Origin of the sequence: Fibrobacter sp. UWS1, from assembly GCF_002300445.1 — a bacterium.
Taxonomy (GTDB): Bacteria; Fibrobacterota; Fibrobacteria; order Fibrobacterales; family Fibrobacteraceae; genus Hallerella; species Hallerella intestinalis.
This window is the reverse complement of record NZ_NSGW01000001.1, coordinates 1782860-1800015: the sequence shown is the minus strand read 5'-3', so window position 1 is coordinate 1800015 and position 17156 is coordinate 1782860. Positions and strand designations below refer to the sequence as shown.

The following is a 17156-nucleotide window of genomic DNA, read 5'->3' as shown; positions in this document are numbered from 1 at the left end:
AAAAAAAGGAGTGTTTGTGAAAAATCGGCTATTTTACCGACCAAATGGGTTTGTTTTCTGCCGCTTTGAGCTTTATTTGTTTGGCGGCAACCTGTTCTTTCAGGGCTTTGTCCATGGCTTCGCCGAATTCGGTCCAGCTTTTCCCGATTCCGTTCAGAATGGTGTTGATTTTCGGTAAAGTCGTGGATTCTTTGCAATTTTCCAACCGGCTGATGTGCGTCCGCGATGTGGCGCAGAGGTCCGCCATTTTAAATTGGCTTATGTGTAATTCGGCTCGCCATCGCATTATCACCTCACGGAACGCTAACCGAATAATTGCAGAATCTTCCATTGACATTAAATGGTATCAAAAAGTAACGCAAAATCCCGCAACCAATTAGTATCAGATTTTTTCCGATTTTAAAGGAATTATATACAATCTTCCTCCAAATTCCCTCAAATAATTTTTTTCAAAGCGTGGATTTCTTTTTCTCAAGGGAAACTCAGTTATCAGTTGTCAGTTTTCACTTCCAATTCCCAATTCCCAACTCCCAACTTTCAACTAATCCCTAATCCCTAACCATGGTTTGACTAGTTCGACAAGCGGTTACCGAGCTTGCCGAGGTGCACTAACCGACGGCCCCTGAGTTTATCGAAGGGCACCAACCAAGCAAATCGGGTGGAGTTTTGTATATAAGTCCCCATTTTAAAGAAGAAAGAAACGCCGTCCGAGTTCTTTTTTTGCAAAATTTTTATTTTATAGACATTCTTCATCATTTTTGTAAAGGACTTTGTAATGAAAAAAACGATGATTCTCGGACTTTCCGCTCTGCTTTTCCTCGGTTGCAATGAACCGGGCAAAACTTCTCTGGTGACGGAAAAAGACAATTACAGTTATGCGCTCGGAGCGAATTTTGGTTCGCAGGCGCATTACCAGCTTGTCTCCAGGGATTCCATTGATTTGGACGCTTTCTATCAGGGATTTAAGGATCGCTATAATCAGGACAGTGCGCATTGGATGATGTCGGACTCCATGGTTTTTGCTGTGCTGAACGAATTTTCGCAGAACCTGCAAAAGAAAAAGATGGAAAAGGACAGCATTCTCGCTGCAAAGAATGTCGCGGAACAGGACGCTTTCTTGGCCAAGAACAAAACGGCTGAAGGCGTGATTACGACCGAAAGCGGACTCCAGTATAAGGTGATTACCGAAGGAACTGGCGAAACGCCCACGGATTCGTCGATTGTCTCGGTGCATTATGCGGGCACTCTTTTGGACGGTTCCGAATTTGACAGCTCCATCAAGCGCGGGCAGCCTGCGGAATTTCCGGTGACGGCTGTGATTCCGGGATGGACGGAACTTCTCAAGACGATGAAGGTCGGCGGAAAGGTACAGGCCTGGATCCCGAGCAATCTCGCTTATGGACCGAGCGGACGCCAACCGATGATTCCGCCAAACAGCCTTCTGGTTTTTGAAGTGGAACTGTTGGGAATTCAGGCTCCAGCAGCTTCGGCGAAGAAATAAATTTTTAAACCCGCCCTTTTTTGGGCGGGCTTTTTTGTAAAGCGGTATGCAAATTCGACTATTGTGTTGTTTGGGACTTTCGATTCTTTTTTCTGCCTGTTTTGAATCGGGAAAAATCGAAAAGCTGGATGCGCAGATTCAGGAAGCTGAACGGCAGCTCTCGGCGGCGCAAAAGGAATTGGCTTCTTATGCAAGCAGTCGCCCGCAGACTCTTGAAATTTCCAGCGATTCAGTTCGTGCTGGCGAAGGCCTTTATCAGGTTTTGGAACGCTTGCAGGTGAATTTCCAGGATAGGCGCTCTGTTGTGCTTGCTATTCAAGACAGCGTGGAACTTTCGAATTTGCGTGTCGGAGAAACTTTCCATGTAGCCAAGGATTCTGCGGGAAATGTACAGGCGTTCCGCTATGCGCCTAATCCGGCGACGGTGCATTTGCTGTTAAAAAATTTGCAGAGCGGCTCTTTTGAATACCGATTGGCGGCGAAACCGTTGGAAATTAAACAATCCGTTTTTGAAGGAACGATTGCTGCTGGCGGAACGTTGCACCAGACCTTGTTGTCGGTCGGCATTCCGGCGCGAATGGTGGGGGTTGTTGCTGGAGTCTTGCAGTGCAAAATCCCGTTTTCGAGCGTTCAACCCGGAGACCGATTTCGCATTATGCTTGAAGAATCTTTTTTTCAAGACAGCGTGTGGATTTCGGGAAAGGTTCTTTATGCGGAGTTTGATGGGCGCGTTGTCGGGCATCACGAAGCTTTTTTGTATGCGGATCCCGACCCGAAAAGCACTTATAACGCCCACTATACGGAATCGGGCGAGGCTCTCATTTTCGACGGTCTGCGCTACCCGCTAGATCGCTTGCATATTACGAGTCCGTTCGGTTCTAGGATTCACCCGATTACGGGACAGCGCAAAATGCACAGCGGTATTGATTACGGAAGTCCGCGGGGGGCTCCTGTTTATGCGGTGGCCAAAGGGAAAGTGGTCGTGTCGGGCTTTGACAATCTCAGCGGCAACAAAATTGCCATTAGGCACGCCGATAATTCTACGAGCTATTATATGCACTTGCAATCGCGAGGTGTAGGAGTGGGACAGCAGGTGACCGGCGGACAAGTGATAGGACGTGTCGGCAGTACGGGGCGCAGTACGGGACCGCACTTGCATCTCGGATTTAAAAATGCCCAAGGCCAATGGATAAATCCGAAGTCCAAAACGATGATTGCGACACCCAAGCTTCAAGGCGAACGGTTGGCTCGTTTGCAAAAACAGGTCGTCGCCATTCGGGAAGATATTCAAAAAACGGAATCCGAAATTCCGCGGGAAATCGATGGAACTTCGGTAAAAGTCAAGCAGCGAAAGATTTAGGTGACTTTTAACAATAGCCAGACTATCAAATGTCGCCAATTTTTGGAGATTTTAATGGGCGTCTAGGTAATCTAGTTTTTTGAGTGCCATCCCTCGAAGCAAGAGTTTTAAACTTTCTTCAGGAGTGCGGGGAATGGCCTTATACTTCGAAGATGTCCAGTAGGTCTGCACTTCGGGATTGTAGCCCGCCTGCCTTTTGAATGTTGCGGCTTTTGCCAGTTCAACGGCTTTGACTAAAGCAGAAACGCTGTCGGGAATGTCGAAATCCGGAACAAAACCATAGGAATGGAAAGATTCGCCGTTCTTGTCTAGAATCTGGATGGCGGTGATGACGCCAAAACCGTTTTCGGGAGTTTGAATATAATACTGCCCAATGCCCTTGCCAAAGGAATTCGTGCCGACGATCGGCGCTTTGATGTTGGCTGTTAAAGCGGCGGCAAACATTTCGGCGCAGCTGGCGCTGTTGCTATCTAGCATCAGTACAACGTAGCGGTCTTTTGCCATGCCGTCTTTTTCATTGACGGTGTATAGGGTTGAGAATGTTTTTTCGGGAGATTCTCTTTTCCAATTCTTTTCGACGATAATCGTGTCGCCTTTAGAAAGGAGTTCGCCGGCCATTTGAGTGCACAGGCTTATGGAGCCTCCGGGATTTCCCCGCAAATCCAATACGGTAGATTTGGCTCCATCTGTCTGGTTTAAAACATCTTGAAATTCCGCATAGCTGCCATCTTCACCAAACCCGTTTGTGATATTTGAAAATTCCGTAATCCGAATAACGGGGACGCTGTCGATGGAATCCAGATAGACGGTCGGCGTCAGCAGGCTTTCGCGAGTCAGCGAAAAATCCCGCGCTTCGCCGTTTTGCAAAACGGTCAGCAGAAAGTTGTCTTTCGTTTTTTGCTCTAGAATGGAGTTGTATTTGTCGAATGCGTTAGTAGAGTCGTCGTTTAAAGGAATGCTGTCGAGAGCGATGATTTGATCTCCCCGATGCACTCCCGCCGTGGCCGCCGGGCCGACCCGGTAAACGTATTTGACTTGCAGAGAAGAATCCACTTCCATGCCGAACGATTTGTCGTTTGTCTTGGATTCCGTAATCGAGGATTGGATGGCATCAAAGTATTGGCTCGGATAATAGAATGTAAACAAGTCCGACATTCCTAGATACATCGCTACGACTTCGGCAACATCGGCGTATTTGGGATTCACCAGAATCGTGTCCGGATTGTTCAAGTAGTATTCGGGAGTGCGGAGCTCTTCTTCGGCTTTATAATAATAGTAATGGAGAATGTTGTAGTTGAATTTGAATTCTTCGTTTCCCTCTTTGGCTATGGAAGGAATGGAAATGGTATCGGTAGAACATCCCGCCATCCAAAAAATGGCGGAGCTGAAAAAGAGGATGAATTTTTTCATAGGGTTGCTTTCGCTTAAACGTCTATCCGCAGATTTTCTTTTTCGGCAAGAACCGCAGGCAGCGTTCCAGAAAGCGGGTTGTTTACGACGGAGAGCGACTTGAGCGCTTTGCAGTCTGCCAGATTTTCGGGAAGCGCGTCCAGGGAATTTTCGTCGAGAACCAGTTCGACAAGTTTCTGCAAATCGCCGATGGATTTAGGCAAAGACGACAGCTTGTTGCCGGAAACCATCAGAATTTCCAACTCTTGCAGATTGCCGATGCTTTCGGGAAGCACTTGCAACTCGTTATTGTCCAGATAGAGCTTTTCCAGCTTTGCCATATTGCCGATGGAATCCGGAATTTTAGACAGCATATTGTCGTGCAGGGAGAATTTTTCCACTTGCGTCCAGTTGCCGATGGAATCCGGGAGTTCCAAAAGCTGGTTCCTGGCGATATTCACTTTTTTCAGATTTTTAAGCATCCCGAGAGATTCAGGAATTTCGGAAAGGCTGTTGTAGCCGAGATACAGGTTTTCCAAAAGGGAAAGCTCGGCAATGGACTCGGGAATTTCCATCAAATCGTTCTCGCTGACGGAAAGGCTTTTCAAATTTTTGAGCCTACCGATACTTTCCGGAAGTTCCACAAGAAGATTTTGGTCCAGAACCAGCTCTTCCAGATCTTCCAGGGCAAACAGCTCTTGCGGAAGTAAGCGCAAGTGCAGGTCTGAAAGATCCAATTTTTTTGCTTTTTCGGCCTTTGCTTTTGCAATTACGTCAAGAATGTTCATAATCCGGCTCCATTTTTGGAATGACAGCTTTTGTAAAATGATAGCATTTTTGTGCAGATTGTTGGGGGAAAATCGCAAAAAGAAAGGATAAGATGTTTTTCTATCGTTCCAAATCGGAATAGTCGAATAGCTTGTGAATTTCACCGAGAGCCGGCACGATGAAGCTGGAATCGGGAACGTCCATTTCTTTTTTGGCTCTTTTTAAATCCTTTGGCGGATCATCCATACGTTCATAGACCATGCTGAACGTGCCCCAGTGCATGGCGAAACTTTTTTGCGACCGAACAAGAAGGTGCAACTGGACGGCTTGCCTAGGACTGATGTGAACCCGGGTGTAACGAGAGGGCTTGTAGCTGCCGATGGGTAAAAAAGAAACGTCTATCGGGGCAAATTTTTGGGCGATTTCCTTGTAATAAGAGCCGTCGCCCATGGCGATGTCTCCAGCAAACCAGATTTTGCGGCTCCGAAATTCGACAATCCAGCCGCCCCAAAGAGTCGAATTTCTGCTCGAAGAAAAAGCGCCTCTTCGGCTGGTGTGGTGCGCAGGAACGCACGTCAGGCGTAATGCGTTCCCTTTGGCATGAAGCTCTTGGGATTCCCACCAGTCCAATTCTATGATTTGCGCCCGGGGAATTCCCCAGCCTTCCAGAATTTCCGCAATTTTGAGAGGAACGGCGTAAAGGCAATGCGGCCATTTTTTGTGGATGTTTCGGATGCTGGTGTAATCGAGATGGTCGTAATGGTCGTGCGAAATCAGAACCAGGTCCACGCCGGGGAGCGAATCCAGGCTTCTTCCGGGCGGCGAGCCGCGTTTGGGTCCAAAGAAAAGCTGCACTGGGGACGCTCTTTCGCTAAAGATGGGGTCGCATAAAATACCGAAGTTTCGCAGCCGAATGTAATAAGTACTGTGCCCGATCCAGGTGGCGGAAGCGGCGGAGGAATCCGCCCAGATTTCCTCTTTGCCGCGAACGATGGGCAAGGGGTGCAGAACGGTTCTGTGCGTCGGAACCAGCGAATCGATTTCCATCGTGTCTCGAACGGGTTCTGTCAGGGTGTCCGTGTTGCGAAAATGCCCGTCAGGAAGGTGATGCAAAGGCCGTTGCGAAATTTGCTCGGAAGCGTCCGGAATGTTGTGGGAGCAGGCGATGCAAATCCAGACGGCAATGCTCCAAAAAGCGGTATAGATGCGTATTCTGGCGGGCATTTTTTGAAAATACAAATTTTGGGTACGGATGCGCAAAATTCCTCCTGATTTGCTCGTAATCGTTTCGCCTTTCTAGTGATTAGAGTTCATTGGAGAAACGGCTGCTTGTCGTTTTGCTTTTCAAGGCGGCGGGCTGCCGCTTCCCTTGTGTTCAAGCTAAAATGCAATTTCCCAAGATTTGTGTGCGGCAAACGAGCATCTCGCTGTCTGCGAGAAAAATTTACGGTATGAAGAAACATTGAAGAGTTCAGCTTGGGAAAGAAAGTTCACACTTTGAAAAAGGATTCGCCCTTGAGAAAGAAAAAGCCCCGTTTGAAGAAGGGTTCAGCTTGGGAAAAAGATGTTCGCCCTTTGAAAAAATTTTAATTGTGATATTGTGGTGGAGGATTGGATATAGTTCCCCAGTGGGTGTCTTTTGCGGAAATTTTTGTCAAACGGCTTGCTTTGGAAAATCGATGCGTCCGTTGTTTTTTTTTGTGTAAGTAAAAAGTAGTTTCAGAAAATGTCAGAACTTATCGGGTGCGGGCGATGGCAAAATGCAAGTAGGAATTCAGAAAAATTTGGCGAAGAGCAAAAGAAAACCTATATTATAACGCAAAGGCTAAAAATCGGAAAAATCGTGTCCCCATTTGAATGTAAAAATAATGAAACATGATTTTTTTGGTTGGGAGTCCTCTAAAAAAGTAATATTTAATTACTATGTATATGAATTTCAAAAACTCTAGTGTTTTGGAGTTTTTAGAGGAATAAAATGGATTTAACGAAAGCACAAGAACGCAGACTTTCCTTTGTAGCGAGTTTGCTCAGCTTGAACCCTAACGACCCGACGGATCGCATCAAGGCTTTAAGGCATTTGAATTTGGATGAAGAAGGATGCTTTCACGGCTTCCAGTATTCCCAGGGTTTTCTCGAAATTTTCATTTTTATCGATGAAACGACCCCATTAGAAAAGGTGATGCACAACCTTTCCTACGATCTGAAACAATTGCAGATTGCTGTATTCCGCACTAGCGACCCGGACAATCCGTTCTTTATGTCGCTCCGTGAAGAAGCGGATCCGTGGGATGTGCTGAAAATGGATGCGGCGGATGCGGACGATGGCAACGACCAGCCGGCCAGCAGACCTTACATGGAAACCTTGGAAATTACGGTTTTGCGGACTCTTTCTAGCCGCTATGTGACGGATGCCGAAATGGAGCGCACTTTGAAAGATATGCGCCGCAAGCTCAGCATTTGGAAATCCGATATCCGCGCGAAACTGGAAATTCGTGCGGAACACGATGATTTGGCCAAGGATTTCCGCAATAACGACGACAAGCTCGACATTGTGATGCAAGACGATCCTTTGCACATGACCAGCAAGAGCGGTGAACTTTTCGTGGGATTCTGCCCGATTCGCACGATTTTTGATTACCACCAGTCTTTGGGCAAACGCTTGAAGACAAAGCACAACATGGCGATTGTTTCGAGTAACATCCGAACTTATTTGGGTAAATTGACCCACACCAATGCGGCTCTTATCGAAGCATTCCAGGAAATGGAAAAGGCGAACGATGCCAGCGATTTCCCGTTTTTGCACAACGGCATGACTTTGACCGGCGACGATTTGCGTTTAAAAGATCGCGATGGCAAAAAAGTTTTGCAGATTGAACGCCCGAAAATCATCAACGGTGCGCAGTCTCTGTTCACTTATGAAAGCTATTTCAAAACCAGCAAGAATCCGGTAAATCCATTCGTTCTGGTGAAAGTTGTCGTCCCTTATCCCGATGCGGAGTCTTTCTTGCGTCAGGTGACGATGGCGAATAACCGCCAGAATCCGGTGTTCAGCTACCATCTGCGCGCTGCGGACGATTTGCAGTTCTTTATTTGGCAGCGTTATCAGGAAGAAGGTTTTACTTATGTCTATAAGGACGGCGTGCGTTTAAAAGCGCGGACCCGCAAACTGGAAGTCCGGATGCGGCCAGAACTCGCCAAGACGCTTTTTATGATGGACGGAAAAATTTCGGAAAGCCGTTCCAGCGATTGCATCTTTGACAAGGAAGGCCTGTACCAGCACTGCTTTGGTGCATTCCTGCGAGTGGCTCCCGATAAGGAAAGGGATTTTGTCCGCAAGACAATCGCCTTTACAAAGGCGTGGCAACTTTTGACCCGCTTGCCGATTAAAATTCGCAACGTCGTTCCAGGCAAGGGAGTTTCCATTGAAGCGAATGACGGAAACCCGCTGACCAAAATCACATGGAATGGTCGTCTGGAAGACAAGTTCCTCTTCCGCAGCGCTGTTCGCGACGTTGTTGTGGCCATCGCCCTTCGGCATTGGCTGGTTTACGGCAATCCGATTCAGGATTTCGAATATCTGGTCAATAATGAATTGGATTTCAACGAATCGCTTCTCAAATACGCTTCTCGTATTTACAGCGACTATCTGAAATCGATTCTGGTCAATGAATTCAAAGACAACAAGGACTATTACGATACGATTACCACAATCGACAAAGATTCGGGTGAAAACGTGGAACGTCGCTTGTGGAAAGGCTTTGGAACGACTGCCACCTATGAAAAGATTATGCAAATGCTTGTTGCCAAAGACAAGGCGTGGGAAAAATGCCTTGGCGATATCGACATATTCTTGAAGTAGGATTTCTTCGGTTCTAGGATAAACGAGTCTGGATACTTTCAGGCTCGTTTTTTTTGTGTCGGGGAGAAAAAGAATGGAAAACGTGACCGCTAATCACTTCTCCCTTGCCCTTCGACAAGCTCAGGGATCGATTGTCGAAGCATGGTTGTTGAGCCCGTCGAAGCATACTAACCAAAACTCAGGGATCGGTTGGTGCGCTTAAAGAACCGAAATTTCCAAGACGGCAAAGATTTCAAATGAAAAAATTGTTAATTTCTATCGACTTTTTGTGGGCAGTGGCGTATTGATTCTGTATTTTTAGTGCGTTTATTCTGCATAGCAAAGGATGTTCTGAATCTGGTCTAGAATGGAAAAATTTTTGACCGTATTGGCTTTTTTGGTTGCTCTTTCGTTTGCTGAAGAGTCGGCGGATTCCGCTGTGTCTTCTGCTGCGTCGGGGTCCGCTAAAAGCGCAGTGCAGTATATGCCGCTTCCTCCAAATGCGACGCCGCTTTTGGATTTGGTGCCCAAGAGCGGGATTGCCCAAAAATCGCAGTTGATGAAACCTCCTCGAAATGAGCAATACGAACACGACATCGATTTTGAAAATCGCGAAATGGAGGTGACAAAGAAGTATGTGAATCCGCTCAGTCGGGACACGATGGAAATGTGGTCTTCGATTTATCCGGAAATTGCCGCTTACGTCTCGGATATGTACGACGTCGGCTTCAATCGTCTGTGGCTGAACTCTTTTGCGGGGCAAAGCAGCGGGGGATATTCTAAACCGGAGAGTGGAACACTTTACGATATCGACATTCCCATCAATATGCCGTCGTGGATGAAGGATTTTGGATTTGATAAGCCAAAGCTGATGCTTCAAGGAACGATGGATATTCGGCTTTCCGGTCGAGGCGAAAAGGACGACGCACCTGGCAGCACCAAGGACAACCTTTTCCCGAGCCCGACGTTGCATTACGACCCGAGCTTCATGGTGAAAGGAAAAATCGGGCCTTACATTACCGTGGAAGTCAATAATGTCGAAAGCGGGTTGGGGGCGAAAAACCAGATCCGGGTGGTTTACGAGGAATCTTATAAAGGCGAATTTGAAGACTACATTTTACAGCGCATTGAAGCGGGAACGACTTCTTTGGCGCTTCCGGGGACGGAACTGACCGGATATTCCGAAAACCACAAAGGACTTTTTGGCATTAAAGCGGAATGGAAACTGGGAGACTGGTGGCTGACGACGATTGCGTCTCAAGATGGAGGGAGCCAGGAAAAATACACGATTAACGCCAGCTCCAGTACGACGGAGTTCCAGATTCAAGACAAGCAGTTTATCGCGTACCGCTACTACTTTATCAATCAGGAAGCCCGGAGCAATTATATTAGCGCGGGACTCGCTGGGCGCAGCACGGCTCCGTATGCGGCGACGAATTTGAAACTTTACCGGCGAGCGCCGACGAATACGACGACCAATGTGGTGGAAAATATCACGGCGGTTTATATTACGCCGACGGGTGCCCGAATAGAAAAGACCATCGACCGTTTGGTGCCGATGTCCATTAACGATTATTCCTATGACAGCAAAACGGGTATCGTCAAAGTTCTTGGAGCAAACAAGAATACGCTGATTGCGGCCAGCTGGTCGGATGATGGCACGGGCAGGTCGGGGACGACGGTCAATGATGGATCGCGCGTGGCGTTGATTCAATGGGATGCGACCCTTTCGGAATTGACGGACATCGACAAGCTGATGCTTCGCAACGTTTATTCCGTCGGCATTTCGGACGAAAGCGCATCCAGTTTCGTGTTGCGCCTTAAAAATAAGGCGGGAGTTTCGAGTTCGTATTTGAAAACGCTCGGGCTTGTGGATTCGACGACGAATGTGATTTTAACGGGCGATGCGACGATTTTCAAGAAGGACGCTTCGGGCTCTTATACCGGCGAAATGTGGTTGCCTTGTCGCCCGCTTTCTTGGTATAGCGGAGCGAATTCTTCGGCGCGGGCTCGGGAGAATTGCTTGGAGCCGCTTCGGAACATCGACTCTTCGGCGACGATGGCAAAGCTATATACGCTGCCGGTTTCCAATCTGGGAACGAAGTACACGAACCGTTTTTATTTTGAAAGCGTCGGGAAAAAACGCAATTCCGTGATCAGCGTGCGGGATCCGAGTTCCAGCTATTCGGTAAGTTCTGGAACGTGTATGGATATTTCAGAAGGCTCCGAAAAATTGAAAGCGGGCTCGACGATTTTGACTCGCGGCGTGGACTACGATGTGAATTATGAATTGGGGCAGATTGAACTTTTAAGCGAAACGGCGTTGGATCCGAACAAAGAAATCTCGGTGGAATTTGAATGCGAACCGCTTTTTGAAATCGACAACAAGGTTTTGCTGGGAGCCAGAGCGGAGTTGCCGCTGACGCGTTACGGCTTTGGTGAAGGCTCGCTCTTTGGCATCACCGCATTGTATAAAAGCCAGAGCACGACGGCCAGTACGCCGACTTTGGGAAGCGAACCGTATTCCAGTTTCCTGTGGGGCATGAATTTGCGCTTGCAAGACACGACGAAGTGGATGACGGATCTGGTGAACATGATTCCGGGCATCAACACGTCGGCGACTTCCAATTGGAAGTTTGAAACGGAATTTGCCAGCAGCTATCACGATGCGAACACGAGCAGCGGAAAAACGGCCTTGCTGGAAGATTTTGAAAGCAGCGAGTCGGGACTGGTTTACCCGTTGTCGCGTCTTTCCTGGTATTTTGCGTCTCCTCCTGGCGGCGTGGATACGGATCCGGGAACCTACATTGAAAATCAGGATTACAAGCACAAAGGTGAATTTATTTGGCATAGCAACAATACGGTCCTGTATAAGCATATCTATCCCACGGTTGGGAACAGCGATGTGGATAACCAGCGCTTGACGGTGCTCAAGTTTACGTTGCGCCCGAACGACAATCTGGCGGGGAACAGCTGGGGCGGCGTGATGCGTCCGAATTCCAGCTACTATCAGGACTTGAGCGATATGAAATATATTGAAGTCGTCGCTCGAGGAAATGTGGGCAGCCTTTATTTGGATTTGGGGCTTATCAGCGAAGACTTGTCGATTAATGGTGACGCGCCGAACGGACAATATGACGGCGAAAATGATTTGGGGACGACGACCGCTTTGCACGACAAAGGTTTGGACGGGCTTTCCGGTTCGGAAGAAGTTCGAATCGTGTGGGATTGCCGCATGAATGGCTGTGTGAGTACCTTAAAAACGAGTGCCAATTCGGACGCGACTAATACGGACATTGCCCGCGATAACTTTGACGACGATTTGGATGATGAAAGCGACCCGCCCGTGGCGATTAACGGCACAGAAGGCAATAATGGCGAACGGGCGTATGATACGGAAGACATCAATAGGAATGGCTCGTTGGATACGGATATCAGCTTTGTCCGCTATCGCATTGATTTGTCCTCTAATGACGATACGCAATACGAGGTTTTAAAAAATGGTTGGCGTCGCTGGAAAATTCCGGTCGATCAGTTTGATACGCTGGTGACTTCCAGCGGGGAAAGTTATTCGGTCATCCTTTCGCAGGCGCAGTTCTCCCGTCTTTGGCTGGGAAAACTCAACAACGGCGTTGCCGAAGCGAAGGTGCAAATCGTCAAATTGGGAGTGATGGGAAATTCTTGGGAATCCTCGGATGTTTCCAGCAAGTATGTGACGTCTTCTACGGGAAATTCCCAGACGGCGATAGTCGATGGCAGCGAAGTGGACATTTCTTCCGATGCGTCGTCCAGTGCGGATTCGTCGCAGTTGAGCGTTTCGACCATCAATAACCGGGAAAATTCGGGAACGTATTACAAAAGCCCGAACACCAAAACGGAACGCGATTCGGAATCGAATGCCGCTTTGAAAGAGACCGCGCTGGTCCTTACTTATAAGAACTTGTCTCCGGGGCAGTCGGTCGGAGCGACTCGGGCTTTTGAATCCAACGAAAAAGATTTGACCAAGTATAAAACGCTGAAAATGGAAATCCATTACGAAACGGATGCGACGCGGACGCCTGTGCGCTTTGCCTTGCAATTTGGCGAAGGTTCTTTGGACGGTTCGACGGATTATTACGAATGGAGCTTCAGACCGGTCAAAATCACTTGTTCCTCGGCGGAACGCGCGGCGGATTGCCACGAACGGAACTGGCTTGCCAATGCTTTTTCGGAAAAGCTTTCGGCGTTCTCGAATTTGAAAAAAGGACGGAAACCGCCGTATTTGAATGCCGTCGTGGATTCGATTGGCGGCGAGCGTGAAGAAGTCCTGAAGCTGGTCGGAAATCCTTCGACGACTTCTGTCGATTGGATTCGCTTTGTGATTATTGCCGACGAGGACGCTTCGCCTGCGGATCTTTCCGGCGAATTCTGGATTGACGACTTGCGGCTTTCGGACATGGATTCGGATTGGGGCTACGCTTTCCGCACGTCTGGGCAGGCGAATTTCAGCGACTTCCTTTCGGTTTCGGCTTCCGCCCGTTATCAAGATGGAAATTTTGCAACGCTTTCCACCAGTGGCTCGTCTCCGAAACCCGCCCTTTCCGAAGCGGCTTCTCAATTGGATGTTGCCGCAGACGCAAGCCTGAACCTCAATAAATTTTTGCCCGATGACGAAGGCTTCCACATGCCGATGAATTTCGGTTACAGCAGCACGACGGAACGCCCTTATTTGAAACCGACGGACGATTTGGAATTGTCCCGCGACAATCTGGGCGATTTTATCCAAGACGCCTGGGATGGAAAATTGACTGTTGAAAATGCCGATGAAGAAGAAAAATTGCGTGAAAATGCGGAATCCCGCGGATACGAATCTTTTAGTCGGACGCGGCGGTTCAGCTTTAGCTACAGCAAAGATTATAAAATGCAGAGCAGCCCCGTCAAAGAAATTCTTTCGCAGATTTTCTTGGAACGCCCGGCGTGGAGTTACAGCTACACCGAAACGGAATCCCGATCGACGACTTCGGCGGATTCGACTTATTCCTATCACACGATTATCGAATACAGCCTGGGAACCTTCAACCGCTTTAACTATAAGCCTTTCAGCTTTCTCAAGGATTCCAAATGGGCAAAAAGTTTTTCGGACGCGAGCTTTGAACCGTGGCCGCAGACCATCGATTTGACCTTGTTCGACTTGAGCTATGTCCGCTATGTCAATCAGGAGCGGGATCCGGATTTCTCGGAACCGCAGGTCGATAAGAATGTCACTTATACGGTGGATTTGTCGCACAAGGCGAATATCCGCTGGAATATCTTCCCCTTCCTTTCGACAAATTACAGCCTGAACATTTCGCGCGATATGTATGGCGGCGGTGATCAGGAGGATTTTGCCAAAGAGAATTTCTGGTCGCCGGATCATGGCGGGCTCTTTGCTTCGGATGATATTTTTGACTTTGACCACACGGACCGCAAGATTTACATCTCTCCCGACAGCATCGTGGTGATTCCCTATGATACCGTGGCCGTGGTGAACGCCAACGGCGACACCGCTTTGATCGATATGGACAACCCGAATACCTATAAAATTTTGTATGACAGCACGGTCTATTACAAAGTGGATAGTGTGGGAAGTCGCGAATACGGGCGTTCTTACGGCATTCTGAAAAACGAACGCAGCCGCAGCCAGCAATTCAAAACGACATTTAATCCGCTGATCATTCCTTTCTTGCCGATGTCCTTCGCCTTCTCGTCTTCGTTCAAGCAGCAGAAAACGATTCCGGATGAATACGATTTATACGACCCGACGATGGTGGAAAAAAATTACTGGACGATTTCGCAGACGAACCGCTTTGAATTTTCTCCGTCGTTCAAGCTGATCGAATTTTTGAAATTGTTCGGCGAAAAAAATGCCGCCGCGGGATTTTTTGAAAAGCTCCGCTGGCGCGACCTCAAGGCGGGCTGGACCGTGGACCTTTCGACGGTGGGCGAAAACTTTACTCTGGCGCAGCTATACGAAGAACAGGGCGTGACGCCATTCCAGTATTATCTTTACGGTTTGGGAATTGGAAACGGTTACAGGAATCGCGGCATCTGGAATATCGTTTCTGGCGATATGGGGCTGGATCATCGCGACGATTACACGCGATTTGCGCAGTATCGCAACGGCCATGTGGACACTCTCGTTTATCAAGGGAATTTTACGCATAGCGTCAGTCGAACTTTGAATCTTTCGACGGGATTTACGTTGCCGTTCTGGAGTATTGGCGTGGTGACGGATATGCAATGGAAACAGGATTTCAGCCAGTCCCGCGAATACCCGATGTACACGGATTCGACAATTGTTTGGCCAAAGTGGGGCGTAGGCGTGACGGTTCCGAATTTCTCGCAGCGGATAGGCTTTTTGAACGGATTCCGCAGCGTCAGCACAACGCACCGCGTCGATTATACGCACACGCGTTCTGTCAAGCCTTTCCAGAGCGCCGAGGACAGCTGGACGACAACGTGGAATTTCAACCCGCTTATTCGGGTCAGCATTCTTACGCAGCAGAATATACGGATTGAAGACAATACTTTCTTGAAATTGGAATTTACGGATCGCCGCCCGAAATCCGAAGTCATTTCGCAGACGAATTGGCCGAATCCGGTAGAAGACATCTCGGACACCAGCAAATATTATTACACTCCCTGGATTCCGACGGCGCTATATAAGGACTTCGGTTACAATGTGGGCAACGATTTGACGATTTCGTATCCGCTGAAGACAAAGCGCGGTTTCCAGTTCTGGAAATGGTATTTCAAATTGAAGAACGACATCGATTTGCGTTTGACGGCAGGTTATGAATACACCAAAACGGTTCGAGAATCTTATGAACCGAGTGCCGATTATGATCCGTGGGAGAAGGAAAGCGGGACGGACGGCGTTTATAAAAAGTGGTCGATAGAAGGAAAGGATTATACGGTGTATTTCCCCAAGCTGACCAAAACGGAACGCCGCGTGCCGTCCCGGATTCACGAATGGTATGTGCGCCCGAGTGCGGGCTACCAGTTTAATAAAATGGCAAGTATGAGTGCCTATGTGGAATATCGGCAAATTCATGAAAAATTGGACGACGAAACGGCGCATACGGAACAGATTCTGTCGTTTGAAATCGCGCTCCTGTTGAGATTTAATTGATGACGAATAATGTGATTCTGAACGGTTTTTTCACGTTTTTTAAAATCGGGCTTTTTACGTTTGGCGGCGGCTATGCGATGATTCCGCTAATCGAAGCGGAAATCGTGGATAAGAAAAAATGGATTTCCAAAGAAGATTTTTGGGATTTGCTGGCTGTGGCGCAAAGTTGTCCCGGCGTTTTTGCCATCAACATCAGCGTATTTGTCGGCTATCGTTTGCGCGGCTTGGCAGGCGGAATCCTCTGCGCATTGGGAACAGCTCTGCCTTCGTTCTTGATTATTCTTTTGATTGCGATATTCTTTCGGCATTTCAAGGAAAATCCTTATGTCGCTGCCATGTTCCGCGGGATTCGCCCGGCTGTGGTCGCGTTGATAGCGGTTCCGACTTTCAACTTGGCGAAGAAAGCGAATTTGAATCGCCGCACGATTTGGATTCCGGTGGCAAGCGCACTGTTGATCTGGCTTTTGGGCGTGTCGCCGATACTCATCATTTTAGTGGCGGGGCTTTCCGGCTTTTTAGTCGGGAGAAAGAAAAAATGACGTTCTTCTGGTTGTTTGTCACGTTTTTTCAAATCGGTTTGTTCGGTTTTGGCGGCGGCTATGGAATGCTTTCCTTGATTCAGCACGAAGTGGTTTCTTCTAGGCATTGGATGTCCGCAGGCGAATTTACGGATATTGTCGCGATTAGCCAGATGACGCCCGGTCCGATTGGCATCAACACGGCGACCTATGCGGGCTACACGGCTTTGCAAAATGAGGGCGCGAGCCCGTTCCTGTGCGTTCTGGGAAGCTGCACGGCGACTTTTGCCCTGGTTTTTCCCACGCTGGTTTTAATGCTCATCATTAGCCGCTACCTGATGAAATACAAGGACAATGCGTCGGTGCAGTTGGTGCTGTCGAGTTTGCGCCCGGCGGTTGTTGGTCTTTTGGCTGCGGCGACTCTTTTACTGATGACCAAGGAAAATTTTGGATCGTTCTCGGAAGATGCTTTTGGATTTGTCGTTTCGGTCGGTCTTTTTGTTTTCACTTTTGTGGGAACGAAATTTTTAAAAATCAGTCCGATTAAAATGATTGTGGTTTCCGCTTTGTTGGGACTGCTTCTTTTTTAATCTGTGATTGCAAAAAATTGGTTGGGTGAAGAAAAATGGCGC

The 17156-nt window shown here is 48.1% G+C and carries 10 protein-coding genes; 6 read left to right on the top strand and 4 right to left on the bottom strand.

Annotated elements, in window-relative coordinates; all coding sequences use genetic code 11:
• Positions 1-28: 28 nt before the first annotated feature.
• On the bottom strand, positions 29-247 hold the full coding sequence (locus tag BGX14_RS07705; protein ID WP_073306255.1) for a hypothetical protein: 219 nt from the start codon (positions 245-247) through the stop codon (positions 29-31).
• 528 nt (positions 248-775) lie between these two features.
• Between BGX14_RS07705 and BGX14_RS07695 the strand changes: the two genes are divergently transcribed.
• Together BGX14_RS07695 and BGX14_RS07690 are read left to right on the top strand one after the other, a co-directional pair.
• A complete protein-coding gene (locus tag BGX14_RS07695; RefSeq protein ID WP_095879530.1) occupies positions 776-1501 on the top strand; it encodes an FKBP-type peptidyl-prolyl cis-trans isomerase in 726 nt (241 codons plus the stop codon).
• A gap of 46 nt (positions 1502-1547) precedes the next feature.
• Positions 1548-2861: a M23 family metallopeptidase gene (locus tag BGX14_RS07690; RefSeq protein ID WP_073303925.1), complete on the top strand. Its 1314-nt coding sequence runs from the start codon at positions 1548-1550 to the stop codon at positions 2859-2861.
• A gap of 51 nt (positions 2862-2912) precedes the next feature.
• Here BGX14_RS07690 and BGX14_RS07685 read toward each other — a convergent pair whose 3' ends face one another.
• The 3 genes from BGX14_RS07685 to BGX14_RS07675 all read right to left on the bottom strand — a co-directional run bounded on the left by BGX14_RS07685 (position 2913) and on the right by BGX14_RS07675 (position 6242).
• Positions 2913-4271, bottom strand: a complete 1359-nt coding sequence (locus BGX14_RS07685; protein ID WP_073303928.1) for a S41 family peptidase — start codon at positions 4269-4271, stop codon at positions 2913-2915.
• Positions 4272-4285: 14 nt separating this feature from the next.
• A complete protein-coding gene (locus BGX14_RS07680; RefSeq protein ID WP_073303931.1) occupies positions 4286-5038 on the bottom strand; it encodes a leucine-rich repeat domain-containing protein in 753 nt (250 codons plus the stop codon).
• Positions 5039-5138: 100 nt separating this feature from the next.
• Positions 5139-6242, bottom strand: a complete 1104-nt coding sequence (locus BGX14_RS07675) for an MBL fold metallo-hydrolase (RefSeq protein ID WP_095879529.1) — start codon at positions 6240-6242, stop codon at positions 5139-5141.
• Between the two features lie 751 nt (positions 6243-6993).
• Here BGX14_RS07675 and BGX14_RS07670 point away from each other — a divergent pair.
• From BGX14_RS07670 to BGX14_RS07655, 4 genes are all read left to right on the top strand, one after another.
• A complete protein-coding gene (locus BGX14_RS07670; RefSeq protein ID WP_073303937.1) occupies positions 6994-8877 on the top strand; it encodes an AIPR family protein in 1884 nt (627 codons plus the stop codon).
• Between the two features lie 346 nt (positions 8878-9223).
• Positions 9224-16006 (top strand): cell surface protein SprA, encoded by a 6783-nt coding sequence (gene sprA / locus BGX14_RS07665; RefSeq protein ID WP_095879528.1) that lies wholly within the window; start codon positions 9224-9226, stop codon positions 16004-16006.
• Positions 16006-16545, top strand: a complete 540-nt coding sequence (locus tag BGX14_RS07660; RefSeq protein ID WP_095879527.1) for a chromate transporter — start codon at positions 16006-16008, stop codon at positions 16543-16545. Before sprA ends, BGX14_RS07660 begins: the two co-directional genes overlap by 1 nt.
• Complete coding sequence (locus tag BGX14_RS07655) at positions 16542-17114, top strand: chromate transporter (protein WP_073303946.1); 573 nt, start codon at positions 16542-16544, stop codon at positions 17112-17114. The genes BGX14_RS07660 and BGX14_RS07655 overlap by 4 nt, the downstream gene beginning before the upstream one ends.
• Positions 17115-17156: the final 42 nt, after the last annotated feature.